The organism is Stenotrophomonas sp. P5_B8, assembly GCF_054049855.1.
In genome coordinates, this window is the sequence record NZ_JBFULO010000028.1 from 1 (window position 1) to 20005 (window position 20005).

Consider the following 20005-nt stretch of genomic DNA (forward strand, 5'->3'; position numbering starts at 1 on the left):
CGGTAGCGAAACGTTTGGCCATGGCGCACCACACGTTGGCATCGCTGGCCCCGGCATCGAGCTTGCGCGCGGCGGTGTGCACCATCTGGCGCGCGGCGACCAGTTCGATGGCCATGTCGGCCAGCTTGAACTGCAATGCCTGGAACTCGGCCAGCGCCTTGCCGAACTGGCGGCGCTCGCCCATGTAGCGGCGCGCCGCATCCAGTGCGCCCTGGGCCGCACCCAGCGAGCAGGCGGCGATGTTGATCCGCCCGCCATCCAGACCCTTCATGGCCAGCTTGAAGCCGCCACCCTCCTCTCCCAACAGGTGGCTGACCGGGACGCGCACGTTCTCGAAGGTGATGCCGCGGGTGGGCTGGCTGTTCCAGCCCATCTTCTCTTCCTTGCGGCCGTAGCTGATGCCCGGCAGGTCGGCCGGCACCGCGATCGCGCTGATGCCACCTGCGCCGGCACCGCCGGTGCGCGCCATCACCACCAGCAGTTCGGTGGCACCGGCGCCGGAGATGAAGGCCTTGGACCCATTCAACACGTAGTGGTCGCCATCGCGCACCGCGCTGGTCTTCAGCGAGGCTGCATCCGAGCCGGCACCTGGCTCGGTCAGGCAGTACGAAGCCAGCTTGGTGCCGGACGAGAGGTCTGCACCCCACTCCGCACGCAGGCTCTCCTGGCCCCACTTGGCCACCATCCACGACGCCATGTTGTGGATGCTGACATAGGCCGCCGTGGACGGATCCACGTTGGCGAGCTCCTCGATGACGACGGCGGCATCCAGACGGCTCAAGCCGCTGCCACCTACCTCGGGGTCCATGTACAAACCGCAGAACCCGAGTTCCCCTGCCTTGGCGATCGCCTCGCGCGGAAAGATGCCCTCCGCATCCCATCGCGCGGCGTGCGGCGCCAGTTCGGCCTGGGCGAAGTCGCGCGCGGCTTCTCTATAGGCCTGCTGCGCTTCGTCGAGTTCCGTCGTCATCGAGTGGCTCATGGTCGAACTCCGTTGTTGCTTACTTCAGGCTGATGGTGGTGTTGACGCCATGACCCAGCGTCTCGTCATCGAACCAGCGCGAGGTGATCGTCTTGGTCTGGGTGTAGAACATCACCACCTGCTTGCCGTACGGGCCCAGGTCGCCGAGCTTGGACGCGCGCGAACCGGTGAACGAGAACAGCGGCACCGGCACCGGGATCGGCACGTTGATGCCGACCTGGCCGACGTCGATGTCTTCCTGGAACTTGCGCGCGGCCGCACCGGACTGGGTGAACAGCGCGGTGCCATTGCCGTTCGGGTTGGCGTTGATCAGTGCGATGGCGTCTTCCAGCGTCTCCGCTTCCAGGATCACCAGCACCGGCCCGAAGATTTCCTCGTCGTACACGCGCATGCCCGGGGTGACGCCGGCGAAGATGGTCGGGCCAACGAAGTTGCCCTTCTCGAAGCCGTCCACCTGCGGGTTGCGGCCGTCGAGCACCAGCTTGGCGCCCTGCTCCACGCCCGAGGCGATCAGGCCTTCGACGCGTTCACGCGCGGCGCAGGAAATCACCGGGCCGACATCGGTACCGCTGACGCTGCCCGCGCTGACCTTGAGCGTCTTCGCCTTGGCGACCAGGTCCGGCACCCACTCCCGCGCTTCGCCGACCAGCACCAGGGTGGAGGCGGCCATGCAGCGCTGACCGGCGGCCCCGAAGGCAGCGCCAACCATCGCGTTGAGGCTCTGTTCCTTGTTCGCGTCCGGCAGCACCACGGCGTGGTTCTTGGCGCCCATCATGCACTGCACGCGCTTGCCGGCCAGCGAGGCGCGGTTGTACACGTGGGTGCCGACGCGGGTGGAACCGACGAACGAGACGGCCTTGATATCCGGGTGGTCGCAGATCGCGTTGACCACGTCTTCGCCGCCGTGGACGACGTTGAGCACGCCCTTGGGAATGCCCGCCTCCAGCGCCAGTTCGACCAGGCGCATGGTGACCATCGGGTCCTGTTCGGACGGCTTGAGGATGAAGGTGTTGCCGGTGGCGATGGCCATCGGGAACATCCACAGCGGAATCATCGCCGGGAAGTTGAACGGGGTGATGCCCGCGCACACGCCCAGCGGCTGCAGCAGGGTGTAGGTGTCCACGCCGTTGGCCACGTTGTTGGCCAGTTCGCCGAGCTGCAGGTTGCCGATGGCGGCAGCGTGCTCGACCACTTCCAGGCCGCGGAACACATCGCCTTCGGCGTCCGGCACGGTCTTGCCCTGCTCGGCGCTGAGGATGTGGGCCAGCTCGCTCATGTTCTCGCGGATCAGCTGCTGGTACTTCAGGAAGATGCGCGCGCGGGTGCCGATCGGGGTCTTGCGCCAGGTCTTGAAGGCTTCTTTGGCAGAGGCCACGGCGGCATCGACTTCACCGGGGGTGGCGAACGGCACCTGGGCCAGCACGTCCTGGGTGGCCGGGTTGACCACGTTCTGCCAATGCGAGCTGGTCGATTCGATGAACTGGCCATCGATCAACATGCGGATACGGGGCGCTGCAACAGTCATGGACAATCCCGGCGGGTCGAAAGTTGTTGGCATTATTCACAGTGCCACCCTCGATTTCCGGCCTGTATGCGCTTAATCTGGCCAATGCCCGCTACGATTCTTGTGAATTCTGTGAATAGCCAGCCCGTCCAACGCCAGATCGGCCTGCGCCTGCTCAAGCTGCGCGAGCAGCGCGGCTACAGCCAGATCGCGCTGGCGCGGGCATTGGGGTTGTCGGCCAGTTACCTGAACCAGATCGAGCGTAACAAGCGCCCGCTCACCCCCGCGGTGCAGGCCAGGCTGCGTGAGGTATTGGGCGACGTTACCGACCTGTTCGACGTAGATGAGCCCGGCGCGCTGCAGGAGGCGCTCGGCGAGACGCTGCGCGACCTGGGCCTGGACGATGTAAGCAGCACCGAGCTGCGCGCGATGGCCGGCAACCTGCCACAGGTGAGCCGCGCCCTGCTCGACCTGCACCGCCGGCACCTGATGCTGCGCGAGCATGCCGCCGCGCTGGAGTTCCAGCTGGGCGATGTGCATGCCGGGCAGGCGTTACCGGCCGGGGACCAGGTGCGCGACTTCTTCAACCGCATGCACAACCACATCCCCGAGCTGGACGACCTGGCCGAGCAGTTGTTCGGCGAGTGGGGGCTGGTGGCCGGGCATGTCGCCCCCCGCCTGCGCCAGCTGCTGGCCGACCGCCACGGCGTGCTGGCCGAAGTGGCGCCGCTGCAGGCCGGGCGCGAGAAGCGGGTCTACGATGGCGGCAGCCGCACGCTGTGGCTGCCGGACTATCTGGAACCGGGCCAGCAGGCGTTCCAGATGGCGGCCGAGCTGGCGTTGCTGGGCTATGCAGCGCAGATCGATGCGGTGATCGCGCGCGCGGGCTTCCGCGACGCCGAGCAGATCGCGCAGGCGCGGATCGGCATGTCCAACTACTTCGCGGGTGCACTGGTGATGCCGTATGCGCAGTTCCTGCGCGCCGCCGAGCACAGCGCCTACGACATCGATGCGCTGGCCCATCGCTTCGGCGTGGGCTTCGAGGCCGTCTGCCATCGCTTGAGCACGCTGGCGCGACGCAGCGCACCCGGCCTGCCGTTCTTCTTCATCCGCGTGGACCGCGCCGGCAATGTCTCCAAGCGGCATTCGGCCACCGATTTCCACTTCTCACAGGTGGGCGGCTCGTGCCCGCTGTGGATCGTCTACGAGGCGTTCAACCAGCCCGGCCGGGTGCTGACCCAGACCGCGCGCATGCCCGACGGGCGCCGCCACTTCTGGCTGGCGCGGCAGGTAAGCAGCGGTCCGATCGGGCATGGGCAGCCGCGCAAGACCTTCGCCGTGGCGCTGGGCTGCGATCTGCAGCATGCCGAGCGGCTGATCTATTCGCGCGGCCTGGACATCCAGAGCCCGGGCAACTCGGTGTCGATCGGGCCGGGCTGCCGGGTGTGCCCGCGCGAAGATTGCATGCAACGCGCCTTCGCGCAGCTGCCCGGCCGCAGGTAGAGTCGACCGTTGGCCGACTTGCATCCAGCGCCAGGAAGGCTCGACCCACCGTAGAGTCGACCGTTGGTCGACTACCCTCCGACGCCAGGAAGGTTCGACCCCACCGTAGAGTCGACCGTTGGTCGACTACCCTCCGACGCCAGGAAGGTTCGACCCCGGTGCGAAGAGCAGCCGACCAACGGTCGGTTTTACCGGATCGGGAAGCGCGCTGTCCCGGCTCAATAAATCGGCGTGACCTTCATCTGCGGCAGCGGGCGCGGGGCGCCTTCGGTGAGGTCCGGGCCGAGGTCTTCCCAGTGCTGGCCCTGCTCGACCATGTGCCGCCACAACCGCTGCGATTCACGCCGTTTGTCCTCCGAGGTCAGCCGGTACGACGGCGGGGGCGGTTCGCCGAGGGCCACGGTCTGGTAGGCGTCGGTCCAGGCCSCCACACGCTGGTCGGGGTCGTCGGTGCGCGCGATTTCCAGCGTGTAGCGCTGGTAGGCCGAGGCCAGGTTGCGCCAGCGGATCCAGTAGTGGTTCTGGAAGGAGAACCCGCAGAAGCGTTCACCGGCCACGCTGCCCTTGGCGGCGATGCGGCCAAGCACATCCTGCGGCATGTCCAGGTTCATGCCGCCTTCGTCGCCGTGCAGCGATACGTGCACGATGCGGTCGCGGTAACCGGGCGCGCGGGCCTGCAGCACGTCGCGCCAGTTCTGCATGGTCGACACGATGGAAAACAGGAAGCCGGCCATCTCCGCCGCGGCGAGCGGCTGGGCGATGGCATGGTAGCTGCGCTGCCAGCCCTGGCGGTTTTCGGTGGGCAGGAACACCGCCTGTTCGATCGGGTCCTTGCCCATGTCCAGCACGCTGACCGCGTCGGCATGGCGCGGATACACCAGGTTGATGCCGAAGGTGGGCCAGCGTGGCAACGCGGCGTCGAACAGGTGGATGGGGAAGTTGCTGCTGATGCCGCCATCGGAGAACCAGCACACGCGGAAGGCGGTGATCGCCGGGCCGCAGTTCTGCCCGCCGCGGGTCAGCCCTTCCATGCTCTCGGCGACGGTACTCTTTTCGCGTCTCGTTGCTGTCTCCACCGCGGGCTCACAACGCCGCTCGCGTCGCGCCGGCTCATGCAACGGCACCGCGCTGATCAGCAGCGGGAAGCTCAGGCTCATGCGCGTGGCCACCAGCACCGGCAGCCGGTCCCCATCCACCAGGCGGTAATAGTCGCGCCCGTCGATGTGCTCGGGCGCGCCGGCCTGTGCCATCAGCCAGTCCACCACGCTGGCCGGGAACAGCTGGGCGAACTCCTCGCGCACGAACCAGAAGTGCGCGGCACTGAACGGCAGCGTGCGCGGCTCGGTATGCGAGATGCAGGTGGTGATCATCTTCAGGCTGATCGCCTGCTCGGCAGCGGGTTCGCCGAGGTAGCGTGGCGCCTGGTGCAGGTCGCCAAAGGTCAGCGGTTGTCCCAGGGGTTTGCCCGACAGCGTCTGCAGGCGCTCGTGCAGCCAGTCGGTCAGCGCGGGCGTGGCAGCGCCGGCCTGGGTGCTGCCATCGCACAGGCCGAGCAGGTTGCGCCGCGCCACCCGTGCCACCCGCAGCGCCGACGCCAGCACGCCGGCGCCGTACGCGCACAGCAGCGACGGCAGCAACGTGGCCAGTACCCCGTCCACGCCGGCGGCCAGCCAGCCGATACCGAGCAGGACGACCAGGGAGGCCAGCAGTTCGAGCGGTGCGATCGCGAACACCGCCGCGAGCAGGCAGGCGATCTTGCGCGGCAGGCTGGATTTGCCGGTGAGCATCACCAGCAGCCGGTAGGCGGTGCGCGCGCCGGGGGCTGGCTGGAACAGGCTGTAGATGAAGCCGCGCGTGGACAGTTGCGCCGATACCGCCGCCAGCCCGGGGAAGCCCACCTCATCGGCCACCGCCTCGCCGCTGTGGCGACGACGGTCGCCACACGCCGCGGCCGCGGCAACGGCCGCGGCGATCGCCCCGGCCGAGGTGCCGCCGATGTTCTTGAAGCGGTACTGGCGGGCCAGCGACAGCACCGCGTTGGGATACACGATGCCGCTGGTGATGCCGCCCTTCATGACCAGATCGCAGTACTTGTCCGCCACGTCGCGCCCTCTGTCCACCCACCGCGCGCCCTGCCCGCGCATGCCCCCGTCCGTGGGCCTCCGGCGCCTCCGTGCTGCTGCAGTGTGGCGCCCGCGTGTGCCCGCACGGTGACGGGATGTTCAAGCGGGGCCAGGGGGACAGTATCGCCGACGGTCTTCTCAGGGCCTGAGAACGGCGCCGCCGTTACGGCTGCTTCACGCCGCCGGACTGCGGTACCCGCCGCAGCTTGGACAGGTCGTAGCCGAGCGCGGCGATACGGGCGGTGGCCTTGTTGTAGTCGGCGTCGGACATCTTCGGCGTGCGCGACATCAGCCACACGTAATCGCGCTTGCTGCGTCCGACGATGGTCTGCTGGTAGTCCGCGTCCAGGTAGACGATCACGTACTCGGCCTTGATCGGCCAGATGAACTGCATGCCCCACTCGGCCCCGTTCGTGCCCGGCTTCACCGTGCCAACCGGATGCATGGTCTTGACCGGTGCATCGAAGCTGCCCTTGCGGTAGCGGAAGGTAGTCTGGATGCGACCGTCCGGGCGCAGTGCATACGACTCGACCGCATCGAAGGCGTTGCGCTCGGGTCGGCTGGGGATATGCGCGATGACGTACCAGTCGCCCATGAAGCGCGGTACGTCCACTTCGGCCACCGGTGGGATGGGACGGGTGTTGCCGCCGCAGCCTAGCATCAGGCTGGCCAGCAGCAGCGGAACGACGGCACGGATCGACATGGCGATTTCCTCGGGGGACGTGGGATGTTCACGGGCGGGCGAACAGGTAATGGGCCACTTGCCACTGCTGGCCATTCTGGTAACCGAACAGTTCGGCACAGGCCATCCAGAACATGCGCCAGCGCTGCGCCCACAGCGCTGCCGACGGCGCGCCGTAGCATTGGCGCATGACCTCCAGCACGGCATCGCGCTCGCGATCCTGGTTGGCCAGCCAATGGTTGGCGGTGCGTTCGTAATGGGTACCGTCGAGCAGCCAGCGCTGCTGAAGGTGCAGGTGCTGCTGGAAGCACAGCAGGGTATCGGCGGCCGGCATCAGGCCACCGGTGAAGAAATGGCGGCCCATCCAGTTGTCTTCGCCGTCGGTCTCGAAGGGGTACATCAGCGTGCGATGCACGAAGATGTGCACGAACAGCTTGCCCTCCGGACGCAGCCAGCCGTGGATGCGCTGCAGCAGCTGCTGGTAGTTGCGCATGTGCTCGAACATTTCGATGGAGACGCAGCGGTCGAACGTCCCTGCGCCCAGCGTGAGGTGGTTGACGTCGCGGGTGAGCACGGTGACGTTGACCAGGCCGCGCAGGCGGCACTGCGCCTGGATGTGCTCGCGCTGGCTGTTGGAGTTGGACACGGCGGTGATGCGCGCATTCGGATAGTGCTCGGCCATCCACAGCGTCAGCGAGCCCCAGCCGCAGCCCAACTCCAGGATGTCCTGGCCATCGGCAAGCTGCGCGCGTTGCCCGTACAGCGCCAGCATCGCCTCTTCCGCTTCGTCCAGGGTCTCGGTGCCGGTGGGGTAGTAACAGCTGCTGTACTTGAAGCGCTTGCCCAGGCACAGCTCGAAGAAGCGCGCCGGCACTTCGTAGTGCTGGCGGTTGGCGGCATCCACGTGCAGCGCCACCGCGCTGTGCGAGAGCCCGGCGATGCGCTCGGCGAAACGCTGCGACTGTGCCTCCTGGCCACCGGCCAGTTCCTCGCGCAGGCGCTGCTCGCATTGGCGGCGGATACCCAGGCGCAGCAGCGCGTCTGGCAGCAGGCCGCGCTCGGCCAGGCCGGTCAGGCCTGCGGCGTGGTCGGGCGCGGGCAGGTAGTCACTGGCGGCATTCACGGGGACGGCTCCTTGCGGGGGTGCGATGTGCGGGAGGGAAACCAGGGGAACAGCATCGGCGTGGTGCGCTGGTACTCGCGGTAGTCCTCACCGCGCGTCCGCAGCGCCTGCGCCTCGGTGAACGGAATGCCGCTCACCCAGCGCAGGAACACGTACATCACCAGCGGGCCGGACCACGCCAGCCACCACAGCGGCGACTGCACCGCCAGCAGCACGTAGGTGAACCAGTGCAGCCATTCGAAGAAGTAGTTGGGATGGCGCGAGTAGCGCCACAGGCCGTCGCGGCAGGTCTTGCCCTTGTTGGCCGGATTGGCACGGAAGCGCGCCAGCTGGCGGTCGGCGATGGCTTCGCCACCGACACTGAGCAGCCAGACCGCCACCGCGCCGATGATCCAGCCGATCCCATCGCGCTGCGGGTTGTGGGTGACCGCCACGAACGGCAGCGCGAACAGCACGATCAACAGCGCCTGGAACTGGAAGAAGCCGAAAATCTTGCCTTGGTGGCCATTCCAGTGCTTGCGCAGGTGCTGGTAGCGCCCATCCTCGGGTTCGCTGCGTACGCGGTGCCACAGATGCAGGGCCAGCCGCGATCCCCACAGCCCGCCCAGCACCGCCAGGGTGATGCGCGGCGCGGCGGCACCGTCGCCAAGCAGGGCCAGCAGCAGCGCCGAGGCGCCCACGCCTTTGGCCCAGAGCACATCGACCACGCCGATGTTCTGGTGGCGACGCTGCCACCACCACCCCCAGCTCATGATCACCGCGGCATACAGCCACACCCACCACAACAGCTTCATGCGTGTTCTCCCGATCCATCAGTAAGGGGGCGCGAGGGCGTGCGCTGCCAGTGGCGCGCGCAGGCCGCCAACAAGGGCAACGCCATCGACCAGCCGATGCCGAGCAGGACCACGCCGCGCCAGTGCGGTTCACTGAAGCTCACCGATGCCCAGCCACGGGCGGCGGACAGGTACGCCAGCGGTGCCAGCAGCAGACCGACCAGGGCGGCGATGCGCAGGTGCCGCTGCAGCACGGCAAAGGACACCGTCAGGGTCATCGCGAACGCGGCCCACAGTGCCAGGATCCACACCGGCGCCAGCCAGGCCGGATCGTTGCCGGCGGCGTACCGCACCCAGCCCGAGCCGGCAGCCACGCCATCCACCAGCAGCCCGCACAGCAGGGCCACGCCGAGCAGCCGGATCTCGACACCGGGCTGCGGCGACAGCGCCAGCTGGCTGCCCACGTACACCGCCGCCGCCAGCAGCGCCGGCCAGCGCAGGCCGTGCCCCGCGCCGATCACCGCACACAGCCACACCAGCTGGTTGCCGATCACGTTGGCCCAGAAGCGCAGCATCTCAGGCGGCCGTTCCGGCCAGCGGCGGGCGATGGCCCGGGCGCGCCATCAGCAGGTGCGAGACGCCGATCGAACGTTCCAGGAAGCCGCCTTCGCAGTAGGCCAGGTAGAACTCCCACATCCGGATGAAACGCTCATCGAAGCCCTGCGCCCGCACCGCCGGCAGCTGCGCCAGAAAGCGCTGCCGCCAGTCGCGCAGGGTCAGCGCGTAGGACTGGCCAAAGTCGTGCTGGCCGATCAACTGCAGATCGCTGCTGCGGGTCTTGGCGGCGATGATCGCGTTGATCGAGGGAATGAAGCTGCCGGGGAACACGAAGCGCTTGATGTAGTCCACGCTGCGCCGCGCCTGTTCGTAGCGCTGGTCTTCGATGGTGATGGCCTGCAGCAGGGCCAGCCCGTCCGGCTTGAGCAGGCGGGTGAGCGTGCCGAAGTAGGTGTCCAGGTACTGCGCGCCGATCGCCTCGATCATCTCGATGGAGACCAGCTTGTCGTATTGGCCTTCCAGGTCGCGGTAGTCCTTGAGCAGCAGCGTCACCTTGTCCTGCAGGCCGGCCGCTTCGACGCGCTTTTTGGCCAACGTGTACTGCTCCACCGAGATGGTGGTGGTGGTGACGTGGCAGCCGATCTCGGCGGCGGCGTACAGCGCGAAGCCGCCCCAGCCGGTACCGATCTCGACCACGTGGTCCTCGGCGGTGAGCTGCAGCTGCTCGCAGATGCGCGCCAGCTTGCGTCGCGAGGCGACCTCCAGCGGGTCGCTGGGCGCGGCATACAGGGCCGAGGAGTACATCAGGTCGCTGGACAGGAACAGCGAGAAGAACGGATTGCCCAGGTCGTAGTGCGCGGCGATGTTGCGGCGGCTGCCTTCGCGGGTGTTGCGGCGCAGCCGGTTCCAGCCTTTGAGCAGCCAGCCGCCCACGCGCGCCACGCCACGCTCCATGCCATCGAGCAGGTCGCGGTTGCGCACCAGCAACTGCACCAGCGCGACCAGGTCGCTGCACCGCCAGTCGCCACGGATGTAGGCCTCGCCGGCACCGACGCTGCCCTGCGCGGCCACCGCGCGGTAGAACGCCGGATCGTCCACCCACACGGTGACGCGCAACGGCGCGGCGGGATCGCCCAGCAGCACGTCGCCGGCCGCATCGCGCAGCTGCAGGCAGCCATCGTGCAGCGGGGCGAGCTGGGCCAGCAGGCGCGTGCGCAGGAAGCGCTCCAGCGCGCTGGGCATCGGCAGCGCGGCAGGCCGGGTCATGTCGTTCATGGGCGTTTTCCAGCAAGCGAAGGGTGGTCGTGGACGGGGTTGCGCTTGAGCCACAGCCGCAGGGCCTGCCAATGGATGGCCGCCACCACCTGCAGGGTCATCAGCGGATAGCGCAGCAGCACGCCGGCCAGGCCGGCACCGGTAAGGGGACGCCGCTGCAGCACCAGGTCGGCGTCGAACTGGCGCGTCCCCTCGCGCCAGACCTGCATGTGCACGTGCAGGTCATCGCCCGGGGCGGTAAAGCGCCAGCGGTAGCGGCAGTCCATCTGCATGAACGGGGACACGTGGAACTGCTTGTCGAATTCCCAGGCCAGCGCGCGGCCCTGGGCATCGGCACTGGTCACCGGCAGCACGTAGGCGTGCCGCTCTTTCCACGGCGTGTTGGTGATTTCGGCAACGATGCACTCCAGCGTGATGCCGTCGGCGGCGTAGCAGTAGTAGAAGCTGACCGGGTTGAACACATGGCCGGCGTAGCGCAGGTGGGTGAGCAGGCGGATCGGCCCCGATGGCGCGCGGCCCAATGCCTCGGTGATGCGCGCACGGACTGCATCGGCCAGTGGCTGATCGGGATCGCCGAGATAGTCGCTGCGGCGGAACTCGGCCACGTTGCGGCGACCCACCGACCACAGCCAGCGCCGTTGGAACACGGTGTCCAGCTCATCCAGGTCGAGCAGCAGCTGCGCCACCGGATAGCCGAAGGCGTGCGCGTGCGGCGCGTGCCGGCGATGGCGCATCCGACCGCGATACAGCGCACTGGCGGTCATGCCGGCAGGGCCTGCGACAGCGGCCAATACGACTCGGCATCGAGCGTCTGCAGCGCATCGACCACGCGCCGCGCACTGCGGATGCCGTCTTCGTGGAAGCCCCAGCCCCAGTACGCGCCGGCAAACCAGGTGCGGCGCCGTCCCTGGATCTCGGCCCAGCGCTGCTGCGCACGCACCATGGCATGGTCGTGCACCGGATGGGCGTACTGCAGCTGGCGCAGCACCTTGCTCGGGTCGATCGCCGCGGTGCGGTTCAAGGTGACCACCAGCGGCGTGGGCGTATCGATGCCCTGCAGCTGGTTCATCAGGTAACTGACCGTGCACGGCGCCAGCGGGCTGGCCGGCACATGCGCGTTCCACGCCGCCCACGCCTTGCGGTTGCGGGGCAGCAGGCTTGCATCGGTATGCAGGACGACCTCGTTGGGCTGGTAGCGGATCGCGCCGAGCACGCTGCGTTCGGCCGCGTCCGCATCGGAGAGCAGCGCCAGCGCCTGGTCGCTGTGGCAGGCCAGCACCATCTGGTCGAACCCCTCCAGCCCGGCCGCACTGTGCACGCGCACGCCATGTTCGTGACGCTCCACCCCGAACACCCGGCAATCCAGCCGCTCGCGGACCTGCCAGCGCCGGCGCATCGCCTCGATGTAGCGCGACGACCCGCCCTGCACCACCCGCCACGGCGCCCGGCCGCTGACCTGCAGCATCTGGTGGTTGGCCATGAACTGCACCAGGTAGCGCGCGGGGAACGCGGTGAGGCTGGCGGTCGGCGAGGACCACAGCGCAGAGGCCATCGGCAGCAGGTGCTCATCGATGAACGCACGGCCGTACTTGCCGGCGCTCAGGTAGTCGCCGAGCGACGGGCCCTCGTCGTCACCGAGCAGCAGCGCGGGCGCCTCGCGATAGAAGCGGCGCAGGTCGGCCAGCATGCCCCAGAAGCGCGGCGAGACCAGGTTGCGGCGTTGGCAGAACAGTCCGTCCAGCGAGGTGGCGTTGTATTCCAGCCCACTGCGCTCGCTATGCACCGAAAAACTCATCGTGGTCGGCTGCGAGGCGACGTTGAGCTCATCGAACAACGCGCTCAACAGCGGGTAGTGCAGCGGGTTGAACACGATGAAACCGGTGTCCACCGCCTGCGTGCGGCCGTCCACGTGTACCTGATGGGTGTGCGTGTGGCCGCCGAGATAGTCGTTGGCCTCGAACAGCGTCACTTCGTGCTGCTGGCCCAGCCACCAGGCACTGGCAAGGCCGGCGATGCCCGATCCGATGACTGCGATGCGCATGTCAGTGCTCCGCCTTGGTCAGCACCCAGGCCGGAACCGGCTTGAGATCGCGCACCAGGCCAAGCGCGGCCATCAGCCGCAGGCCGTACCAGGTGACGTCCACTTCCCACCAGTAGAAACCCTGGCGTGCGGTGCCCGGGAAGAAATGGTGGTTGTTGTGCCAGCCTTCGCCGAAGGTCAGCAGCGCCAGCCACAGGTTGTTGCGGCTGTCGTCGCCGGTGGCAAAGCGCTGCCGGCCGAACCGGTGCGCCAGTGAGTTGATCGTCACCGTGGCGTGGAACAGCACGATGGTGGAAATGAAGAAGCCCCACACCAGCATCTGTCCGCCACTGGTGCCCCACGAGGGCGCGATGTGTTCCAGCAGCGTGCCCAGGCCGAACAACGCGGCCGCCAACGCGACCGGCACCAGGGTGTCGAAGCGGTCCAGCCAGCGCAGTTCGGGATACTTGGCCAGGTCCGGGATGCGGTCCCAGTCGGTGCGGAACCCTTCAGTGGTGAGGAACCAGCCCATGTGGCTCCACCAGAAGCCATGCACCGAGGGCGAATGCGGATCGGCGGCGGTATCGGTGTGGCGATGGTGGTTGCGATGGTGCGCGGCCCACCACAGCGGCCCCCGCTGCACGCTGGCGGCACCGATCAGCGCGAACACGAACTGCACCACGCGCGAGGTGCGGAAGGTGCGGTGCGAGAAGTAGCGATGGTAGAAGGCGGTGATCGCGAACATGCGCACGGCGTACAGCGCCACCGCCACAGCGACCGCTACCCACGACACGCCCACCCAGATGACGGCGAAGCAGGCCAGGTGCATTGCCGCGAACGGGATCGCGCGCAGCCAGTCCACGCGCGTGGCCGCCTCGGCTGCCACCGGCGTGTCGGCACTGGTATCGAACCAGCGCCGCACGGTGGCCCAAGGGCCACGTCGGGGCTTGCGTGCTGCAGCAGTGGCGGGTCCGGCCGACATTTCGCGCATCTCCTGGCGTTCTTGTCAGGAGATACGGGAATCAGGGCCATCCGGATGCACGAATCCGGAAATAAATCGCGTTTTACAGCGTGGCGATGTCGCCTTTGGCAACAATCGGCCCGGTCGGGACACCCTGCGGCGCACCGCCGGCCGGCTCCAACGTGACCGCGAGCACAGATCCGTTCACCAGCGCATCACGCAGTGCATCGGGCACCGTCACGGTGTGGGCGCGGTTGATGGACACCAGGCCCAGCGAGCGTGGCGTGCCGCCGGCGGGAATCAGCCACAGCTCGGGCGCGCGTCCGGCCGCATCGGCGGCCGTCGGCACCGGCACCATCAGCACCTTGCCCTGGGCCTTGTCCACCGACGCGAGCCAGCCGGGGCTGCCATCGTCATGCAGCAACGGGGTGACCGGTCGGGTCGCCTGCTGCGGTTCGGCGGGTGTCGGCGGCGCGGTCGGTGTGACCGCCACCGGCGTGGTCACCGGCGTCACCGGCTCCAGGTCGCGACGGCTGAATACCGCCACCAGCGCCACCACGGCCGCCAACGCGGTCATGCCCTGCCAGAATCCGGTGCGCTGCCACGCACGTGGTGCATTCGTCGATACCGACGACCAGCCCAGCGAGGTGCGGATGCGCGGCCACAGATGCGCCGGGACCACTTCACTGCCCATCGCGTCCAGCATCGGGGCCAGGCGGTGTTCCCACTGCGTCACCAGCCGGGCAAATCCGGGGTCGCTGGCGATGCGACGTTCCACGTCCGCCCGCTGGTCCGCGTCGAGCACGCCGAGCACGTACTCGCCGGCCAGGATGTCGGCACTGGGCGGCTGGCCGTCGTCAGGCAGATCGTGGCCGTCGCGGAGGTTCATTGTTCCAGGCACACCCGCAGTTGGCCCAGGCCGCGGCGGATCCAGCTCTTCACCGAGCCCAGCGGCGAGCCGATCCGGCGCGCCAGTTCCTCATAGCTGGCGCCCTCCAGGAACGCCAACCGGATCAGCGAGCGCCGACGCGGTTCCAGCGTGTCCAGGCAGCCGTCCAAGCGCTGTCGATCGGAGGCCTGTTCGGCCACCTGCGCCGGTTGCGGGGCGAAATCGGGAATTTCATCGGCCACCGACAGATCATCCAGCGGACGTGGGGGCGCCGCGCGCAGGCGGTCGATCGCGCGGTTGCGCGCCATCATCGACAACCAGGTCATGGCCCCCGCCTTGGCACGATCAAACTGCGCAGCCTTGTGCCAGACACGGGTAAATACGTCCTGCAGCACCTCTTCGGCATCGCTGCGGTCGCGCAGCACGTGCAGGCAGATCGCGAACAGGCGCCCCGACGCCAACTGGTAGACCGACTCGAATGCCTGGCGATCGCCAGCGGCGACCCGGCCGAGCAGGTCATCAAGGCGCCGCGCGGCGCCGGATTCGGCAGTGTCCAGCTCAGGCATCGCAGGCTCAATGTCGGCAGGGGGACAGAGTGCATCGTCGTCGCTGCGGACGCGCTCTGCAAGGGGGCGTTCAACCGCTGCATGTGCGCACCAGCGGCTGTTGGCGTGCCGCGCCCAGTTCTGCGGCGGTCGCAGCGACCGGCGCCTCGGGGAACTCCACCCGCACCTGCGGGTAGCGGCCGCGCTCATCACGCACGTTGCCGGTGCCGCTGAACTGCAGCAGGCGCGGACTGTTGCGGGCATACACCAGGTTCACCGCCGGCACCGCAAAGCCGAACCAGGCATCCAGGCGCATCTGCAGCTGTTCGGCCGGTTGACCCTGCCAGCTCACCGCCGCACTGCGCTGCAGCTTCAGCGGGACCAGCCGCTGGCGACTGGGCAGCAGGAACTGGAAGGCCACCGGGCGCCCGGCCTGCAGGGCCTCCCAGTGGCCGAGCACGGCCGCGTCGAAACCGGCATCGACCACCGCATCGGACGGAATCGCGATGGCACGGCTGACCCGCTCGGCGCTTGCACCTTCCCGCACGTACACGGTGCGCCCGGCGGCACTGCCTTGCAGACCCTCCTGGTAGCCGTTGCGGGCATCCTCGAAGGCGAAGTCCGGGGTCTGCGCGTTGCCTTGCGGGGTCATCCACTTGCGCGCGAAGGCGCGCCCGTCGGCGCAGCGGTACAGCACCAGCCGCGCGCGTGCAGACGGCGGCCCCTGCAACCAGTGGGTCTCGCGATACAGCAGGCGGCCATCGGCCGGCGCGTAGGCGCGGCCTTCCTGGCGTTGCACCTGCTGCGCGGCGGCGGGCAGCACCGGGCACAGCAGCAGCAACAGCAACGAGGGCATCGGGGGACGGCGCATGCGTGGCTCCACGTGGGGGTCGTGGGCAGATACGCAGCCAGCGGCGCGGCGGATGCAGTGGGACCTGGCGCGTAAGCAGGTTCCCTGGGTTTGCAAAAACGATGCGGTGGTGACGAAAACAGACGGCTTCAGCAGGGCGGCGCCTGCGCGGAAACCCCGAGCCCGACGAACCCGCAGGATCGATACCTGAAATCGATGACTCGCGCCGCGCTGACGTGACCGCATGCGCATTCGCGTACGCAAATCTCCGAGAGCATCAAGAGCGAGGCCTGTCTGATAAACCGGCGTGCGAAGGAATGGATCCAAATAGTCTCGATTGACGATACTACTGCCGAGCGATATCATGAAAATCACGGAAATTCGTCATGCCCATCGTCTCTTTCCGGTGCATCACTACCAAGAGCGTGTTCATCGGTAGGCGCATCCGGAAATTCCAGGATATCCAACGCGTTGCACTGCGGAAGCTCGCCATGCTGGATGCCGCCGTTCGGCTTGATGACCTGCGCATTCCACCAGCCAATCGACTGGAGCCACTGCGTGCCAATCGTGCGGGTCAGCACGGCATTCGGGTCAACGACCAGTACCGACTGTGCTTCACATGGACCGATGCAGGCCCTGCCGACGTAGAGCTTTGCGACTACCACTGAGGACTGCCTACATGCGTTCGATTCCCTATCCGCACCCGGGTGAAATCCTGCAGGAGGAGTTCCTCACCCCGTTCGGCATGACGGCCTACCGCCTGGCCAAGTCCATCGATGTGAAGCAGACCCGCATCGGCGAGATCATCGCGGGCCGGCGCAGCATCACCGCCGACACGGCATTGCGACTGGCGCGCTTCTTCGGCACCAGCGATGCCTTCTGGCTCAACCTGCAGATGGCCCACGACGCGGCCACGGCCAGGGACGAACTGGCCGACGTCCTGGCGCGCATCGAGCCTTACCACCACGCGGCCTGAGCGGCGCTCGCTGCCGACGACATCGCATCGTCCGTGACGTCCCCCTGCATCACTCCCGTCCTGACGCCCCTTGACCACCGCCCGCCTTCGGCCTACCTTGTGCGGGCCGAAGGTATCCATCGCTTCATGCAGATGAAGGGATGGATTTAAACGGGAATCCGGTGAAGGCGCCTCGCGCGCCCATTCCGGAGCTGCCCCGCAGCGGTGAATGGAAACGAATCCTGCCAACAGCACTGGGCCTGACCGCCTGGGAAGCGGCAGGTAGTAGGTAGGCGCAGCGCGCCTGTGTCCATCAGCCCGAATACCGGCCCCGGCCGGGGGACACGACCGTCCCCTGATTCGACCTGGAACGTCCGCGGGGAGGTTGCCGGGGCCTGCCGCCATGCCGTCCGCGTGGCGCTGCCCCCGTGCGTCCGCTCCACGACATCCGGTTCGCCCGCGGGGGCGAAGGTCGCTGGCGGGGCGGGCACGGCAGCAATGGCGTGGTCGGCGCGCGGTTCCTTCGTTCCTCAATGCCGCTACTGCAATGAGGACACGTTCCATGACCACCGTTACCAACCTGGGGTTTCCCCGCATCGGCGCCAAGCGCGAACTGAAGCGGGCGCTTGAACAGTACTGGGCCGGCGAACGCTCGGCCGATGCACTGCAGGCCACCGCTCGCGAGCTGCGTGCGCGCCACTGGCAACTGCAGCGCGAGGCCGGCGTGGATGTGCCGCCGAGCAACGATTTCAGCTTTTACGACCAGGTGCTGGACACCGCCTTCCTGTTCGACGCGATCCCCGCCCGCTACCGCGCGCTGGCCGACGCCGAGCCGCTGGCCGGGTACTTCGCCCTGGCCCGCGGCGTGCAGCGCGATGGCCATGACCTGCACGCCCTGGAAATGACCAAGTGGTTCGATACCAACTACCACTACCTGGTGCCCGAGCTGCAGGCCGGCCAGGGCTTCGCGCTGCGCAGCGACAAGCCGCTGGCCGAGTATCGCGAGGCCAAGGCGCTGGGCATCGAGACGCGACCGGTGCTGCTGGGACCGGTCAGTTTCCTGCTGCTGTCCAAGACCGTGGACGGCAGCCCGGCGCTGGACCTGCTGGATGCGCTGCTGCCGGTGTATGCCGAGGTGCTGGCCGGGCTGAAAGCGGCGGGCGCGCAGTGGGTGCAGCTGGACGAGCCGGTGTTGGTGCAAGACCTGGACGACAGCGCGCGCGCCGCGTTCGAACACGCGTATGCGGTGCTGTCCGGCGTACCACGCCCGAAGGTACTGCTGGCCACGTACTTCGGCGCGCTCGAGGACAACCTTGGTCTGGCCGCCGCGCTGCCAGTGGACGGCCTGCACGTGGACCTGGTGCGCGCGCCGGAACAACTGGACGCCGTGCTCAAGGTGCTGCCGGCCGAGCGCGTGCTCTCGGCCGGCCTGGTCAACGGCCGCAACATCTGGCGCACCCACCTGGACAACGCGCTGGTACTGGCCCGCTACGCACATGGCCACCTGGGCGACCGGCTGTGGCTGGCACCGTCGTGCTCGCTGTTGCACAGCCCGGTCGACCTCGACCTGGAGACCAAGCTGGATGACGAGCTGCGCGGCTGGCTGGCGTTCTCCAAGCAGAAGCTGCAGGAACTGCGTCTTCTGGCCGATGCGCTGGACGCCAAACCGCACGCCGAGGCCGGGCTGGCCGCGTCGCGCGCACGCATCGAGTCGCGTCGGCAGTCGCCGCGCGTGCACAAGTCAGTCGTCGCTGCACGCCTGGCCGGCCTGACCGCCGCCGATGCGCAGCGCCACAGCGCGTACCCGCAGCGGCACCTTGCGCAGGCCGGCGCACTGAAGCTGCCACGCTTCCCGACCACCACGATCGGCTCGTTCCCGCAAACCCTGGACGTGCGCGAGGCACGTGCCCGCAACAAGTCCGGCAAGCTCTCCGATACCGACTACGATGCGTTCCTGGCCACCCAGACCGAACACTGCGTACGCGTCCAGGAGCAGATCGGGCTGGACGTGCTGGTGCACGGCGAGTTCGAGCGCAACGACATGGTGGAGTACTTCGGCGAGCAGCTCGATGGTTTCGCGTTCACCAAGAACGGCTGGGTGCAGAGCTATGGCTCGCGCTGCGTCAAGCCGCCGGTGATCTTCGGCGACGTCACTCGCCCGCAACCGATGACGGTGCGCTGGTCGCAGTACGCGCAGTCGCTGACCGACCGCCCGATGAAAGGCATGCTGACCGGGCCGGTGACGGTGCTGCAGTGGTCGTTCGTGCGCGATGACCAGTCGCGCGCCGATACCTGCCGGCAGATCGCGCTGGCGCTGCGCGATGAGGTGTTGGACCTGGAAGCGGCTGGGATCGGCGTGATCCAGATTGACGAGCCGGCGATCCGCGAAGGCCTGCCGTTGCGCCGCGCGCAATGGCGCGAGTACCTGGACTGGGCGGTGGAAGCGTTCCGGATCAGTGCCAGCGGGGTGCGCGATGCCACCCAGATCCACACCCACATGTGCTATTCCGAGTTCAACGACATCATCCATTCGGTGGCGGCGATGGATGCCGACGTGATCTCCATCGAGACCTCGCGCTCGCGCATGGAGTTGCTGGATGCGTTCGTGCGCTTCCAGTACCCCAACGAGATCGGGCCGGGCGTGTACGACATCCACTCCCCGCGCGTGCCGGACAAGGAAGAGATGGTAGCGCTGCTGCGCAAGGCGGCCGAAGTGCTGCGGCCCGAGCAGATCTGGGTCAATCCGGACTGCGGGCTGAAGACCCGCGGCTGGAAGGAGACCCGTGCCGCGCTGGAAGCGCTGGTGGCCGCCGCACGCCAACTGCGCGCGGAACACGCCGACGCCAACGCTGCCTGATCCACCGCCTGTAGATGACCCCAAGGGCCGCACCGCCGCCGTTGCCGGCGGTGCGGTCGACGAGAACCGCATGACCATGCCCACCGTTACCCCGCTCGACCGCCCCACCCTGTCCCTGCCCGATGGTCACACCCGGTTGTTGCTGCATTCGTGCTGCGCGCCATGCTCGGGCGAAGTCATGGAGGCCATCACCGCCTCCGGGATCGACTACACGATCTTCTTCTACAACCCCAACATCCATCCGGCGCGCGAATACGAGCTGCGCAAGCAGGAGAACATCCGCTTCGCCGAGAAGCACGGCGTGCCGTTCGTGGACGCCGACTACGACACCGACCACTGGTTCGCGCGCGCCCGCGGCATGGAGAATGCGCCCGAGCGCGGCATCCGCTGCACGATGTGCTTCGA

At 68.0% G+C, this 20005-nt stretch carries 19 protein-coding genes and 1 riboswitch; of the genes, 5 read left to right on the plus strand and 14 right to left on the minus strand.

Translation table 11 applies throughout. The features are described from left to right. Positions 1-982, minus strand: a 982-nt coding sequence (locus ACXJKH_RS02975) for an acyl-CoA dehydrogenase family protein (protein ID WP_457318240.1), incomplete at its 3' end; no start/stop codon positions are given. Between the two features lie 19 nt (positions 983-1001). Then, entirely contained in the window at positions 1002-2507 is a 1506-nt protein-coding gene (locus ACXJKH_RS02980) for a CoA-acylating methylmalonate-semialdehyde dehydrogenase (RefSeq protein WP_457318241.1), read from the minus strand. A gap of 111 nt (positions 2508-2618) precedes the next feature. On the opposite strand from ACXJKH_RS02980, the gene ACXJKH_RS02985 reads away from it, so the two are divergent. Continuing rightward, positions 2619-3989 carry a helix-turn-helix domain-containing protein gene (locus ACXJKH_RS02985; protein ID WP_457318242.1) on the plus strand — a complete coding sequence of 457 codons (1371 nt, stop codon included), beginning with the start codon at positions 2619-2621 and terminating at the stop codon, positions 3987-3989. 218 nt (positions 3990-4207) lie between these two features. Here the strand turns inward: ACXJKH_RS02985 and ACXJKH_RS02990 are convergent, their stop codons facing one another. The 12 genes from ACXJKH_RS02990 to ACXJKH_RS03045 all read right to left on the minus strand — a co-directional run bounded on the left by ACXJKH_RS02990 (position 4208) and on the right by ACXJKH_RS03045 (position 15809). Then, the gene (locus ACXJKH_RS02990) at positions 4208-6133 is read right to left on the minus strand and encodes a patatin-like phospholipase family protein (RefSeq protein ID WP_457318243.1); all 1926 of its coding nucleotides are present in this window, start codon (positions 6131-6133) and stop codon (positions 4208-4210) included. 142 nt (positions 6134-6275) lie between these two features. Next, a complete protein-coding gene (locus ACXJKH_RS02995; protein ID WP_256775219.1) occupies positions 6276-6815 on the minus strand; it encodes a lipocalin family protein in 540 nt (179 codons plus the stop codon). A gap of 28 nt (positions 6816-6843) precedes the next feature. Continuing rightward, positions 6844-7917, minus strand: a complete 1074-nt coding sequence (locus tag ACXJKH_RS03000; RefSeq protein ID WP_457318244.1) for a class I SAM-dependent methyltransferase — start codon at positions 7915-7917, stop codon at positions 6844-6846. Then, complete coding sequence (locus tag ACXJKH_RS03005) at positions 7914-8711, minus strand: DUF1295 domain-containing protein (RefSeq protein ID WP_256775221.1); 798 nt, start codon at positions 8709-8711, stop codon at positions 7914-7916. Before ACXJKH_RS03005 ends, ACXJKH_RS03000 begins: the two co-directional genes overlap by 4 nt. Continuing rightward, entirely contained in the window at positions 8708-9265 is a 558-nt protein-coding gene (locus tag ACXJKH_RS03010) for a DUF2878 domain-containing protein (protein ID WP_457318245.1), read from the minus strand. Before ACXJKH_RS03010 ends, ACXJKH_RS03005 begins: the two co-directional genes overlap by 4 nt. A gap of 1 nt (position 9266) precedes the next feature. After that, a complete protein-coding gene (locus tag ACXJKH_RS03015) occupies positions 9267-10523 on the minus strand; it encodes an SAM-dependent methyltransferase (protein WP_256775223.1) in 1257 nt (418 codons plus the stop codon). Next, positions 10520-11287, minus strand: a complete 768-nt coding sequence (locus ACXJKH_RS03020; protein ID WP_457318246.1) for a DUF1365 domain-containing protein — start codon at positions 11285-11287, stop codon at positions 10520-10522. Before ACXJKH_RS03020 ends, ACXJKH_RS03015 begins: the two co-directional genes overlap by 4 nt. After that, complete coding sequence (locus ACXJKH_RS03025; RefSeq protein WP_457318247.1) at positions 11284-12564, minus strand: NAD(P)/FAD-dependent oxidoreductase; 1281 nt, start codon at positions 12562-12564, stop codon at positions 11284-11286. Before ACXJKH_RS03025 ends, ACXJKH_RS03020 begins: the two co-directional genes overlap by 4 nt. Position 12565: 1 nt before the next feature. Continuing rightward, a complete protein-coding gene (locus ACXJKH_RS03030) occupies positions 12566-13525 on the minus strand; it encodes an acyl-CoA desaturase (RefSeq protein WP_457318248.1) in 960 nt (319 codons plus the stop codon). An 82-nt stretch (positions 13526-13607) separates the two neighbouring features. Then, on the minus strand, positions 13608-14393 hold the full coding sequence (locus ACXJKH_RS03035) for an anti-sigma factor (RefSeq protein ID WP_457318249.1): 786 nt from the start codon (positions 14391-14393) through the stop codon (positions 13608-13610). After that, complete coding sequence (locus tag ACXJKH_RS03040) at positions 14390-14959, minus strand: sigma-70 family RNA polymerase sigma factor (protein ID WP_256775228.1); 570 nt, start codon at positions 14957-14959, stop codon at positions 14390-14392. Before ACXJKH_RS03040 ends, ACXJKH_RS03035 begins: the two co-directional genes overlap by 4 nt. A 70-nt stretch (positions 14960-15029) precedes the next feature. Then, entirely contained in the window at positions 15030-15809 is a 780-nt protein-coding gene (locus ACXJKH_RS03045) for a hypothetical protein (RefSeq protein WP_457318250.1), read from the minus strand. 365 nt (positions 15810-16174) lie between these two features. Here ACXJKH_RS03045 and ACXJKH_RS03050 point away from each other — a divergent pair, with 365 nt between their 5' ends. The 4 genes from ACXJKH_RS03050 to ACXJKH_RS03065 all read left to right on the plus strand — a co-directional run. After that, positions 16175-16456: a type II toxin-antitoxin system RelE/ParE family toxin gene (locus tag ACXJKH_RS03050; RefSeq protein WP_457318251.1), complete on the plus strand. Its 282-nt coding sequence runs from the start codon at positions 16175-16177 to the stop codon at positions 16454-16456. A gap of 11 nt (positions 16457-16467) precedes the next feature. Then, entirely contained in the window at positions 16468-16764 is a 297-nt protein-coding gene (locus ACXJKH_RS03055; RefSeq protein WP_457318252.1) for a HigA family addiction module antitoxin, read from the plus strand. A gap of 92 nt (positions 16765-16856) precedes the next feature. Continuing rightward, positions 16857-17091: riboswitch (cobalamin riboswitch) on the plus strand. Between the two features lie 214 nt (positions 17092-17305). Continuing rightward, entirely contained in the window at positions 17306-19600 is a 2295-nt protein-coding gene (gene metE / locus ACXJKH_RS03060; protein ID WP_457318253.1) for a 5-methyltetrahydropteroyltriglutamate--homocysteine S-methyltransferase, read from the plus strand. 76 nt (positions 19601-19676) lie between these two features. Continuing rightward, positions 19677-20005, plus strand: a 329-nt coding sequence (locus ACXJKH_RS03065) for an epoxyqueuosine reductase QueH (protein ID WP_457318254.1), incomplete at its 3' end; no start/stop codon positions are given.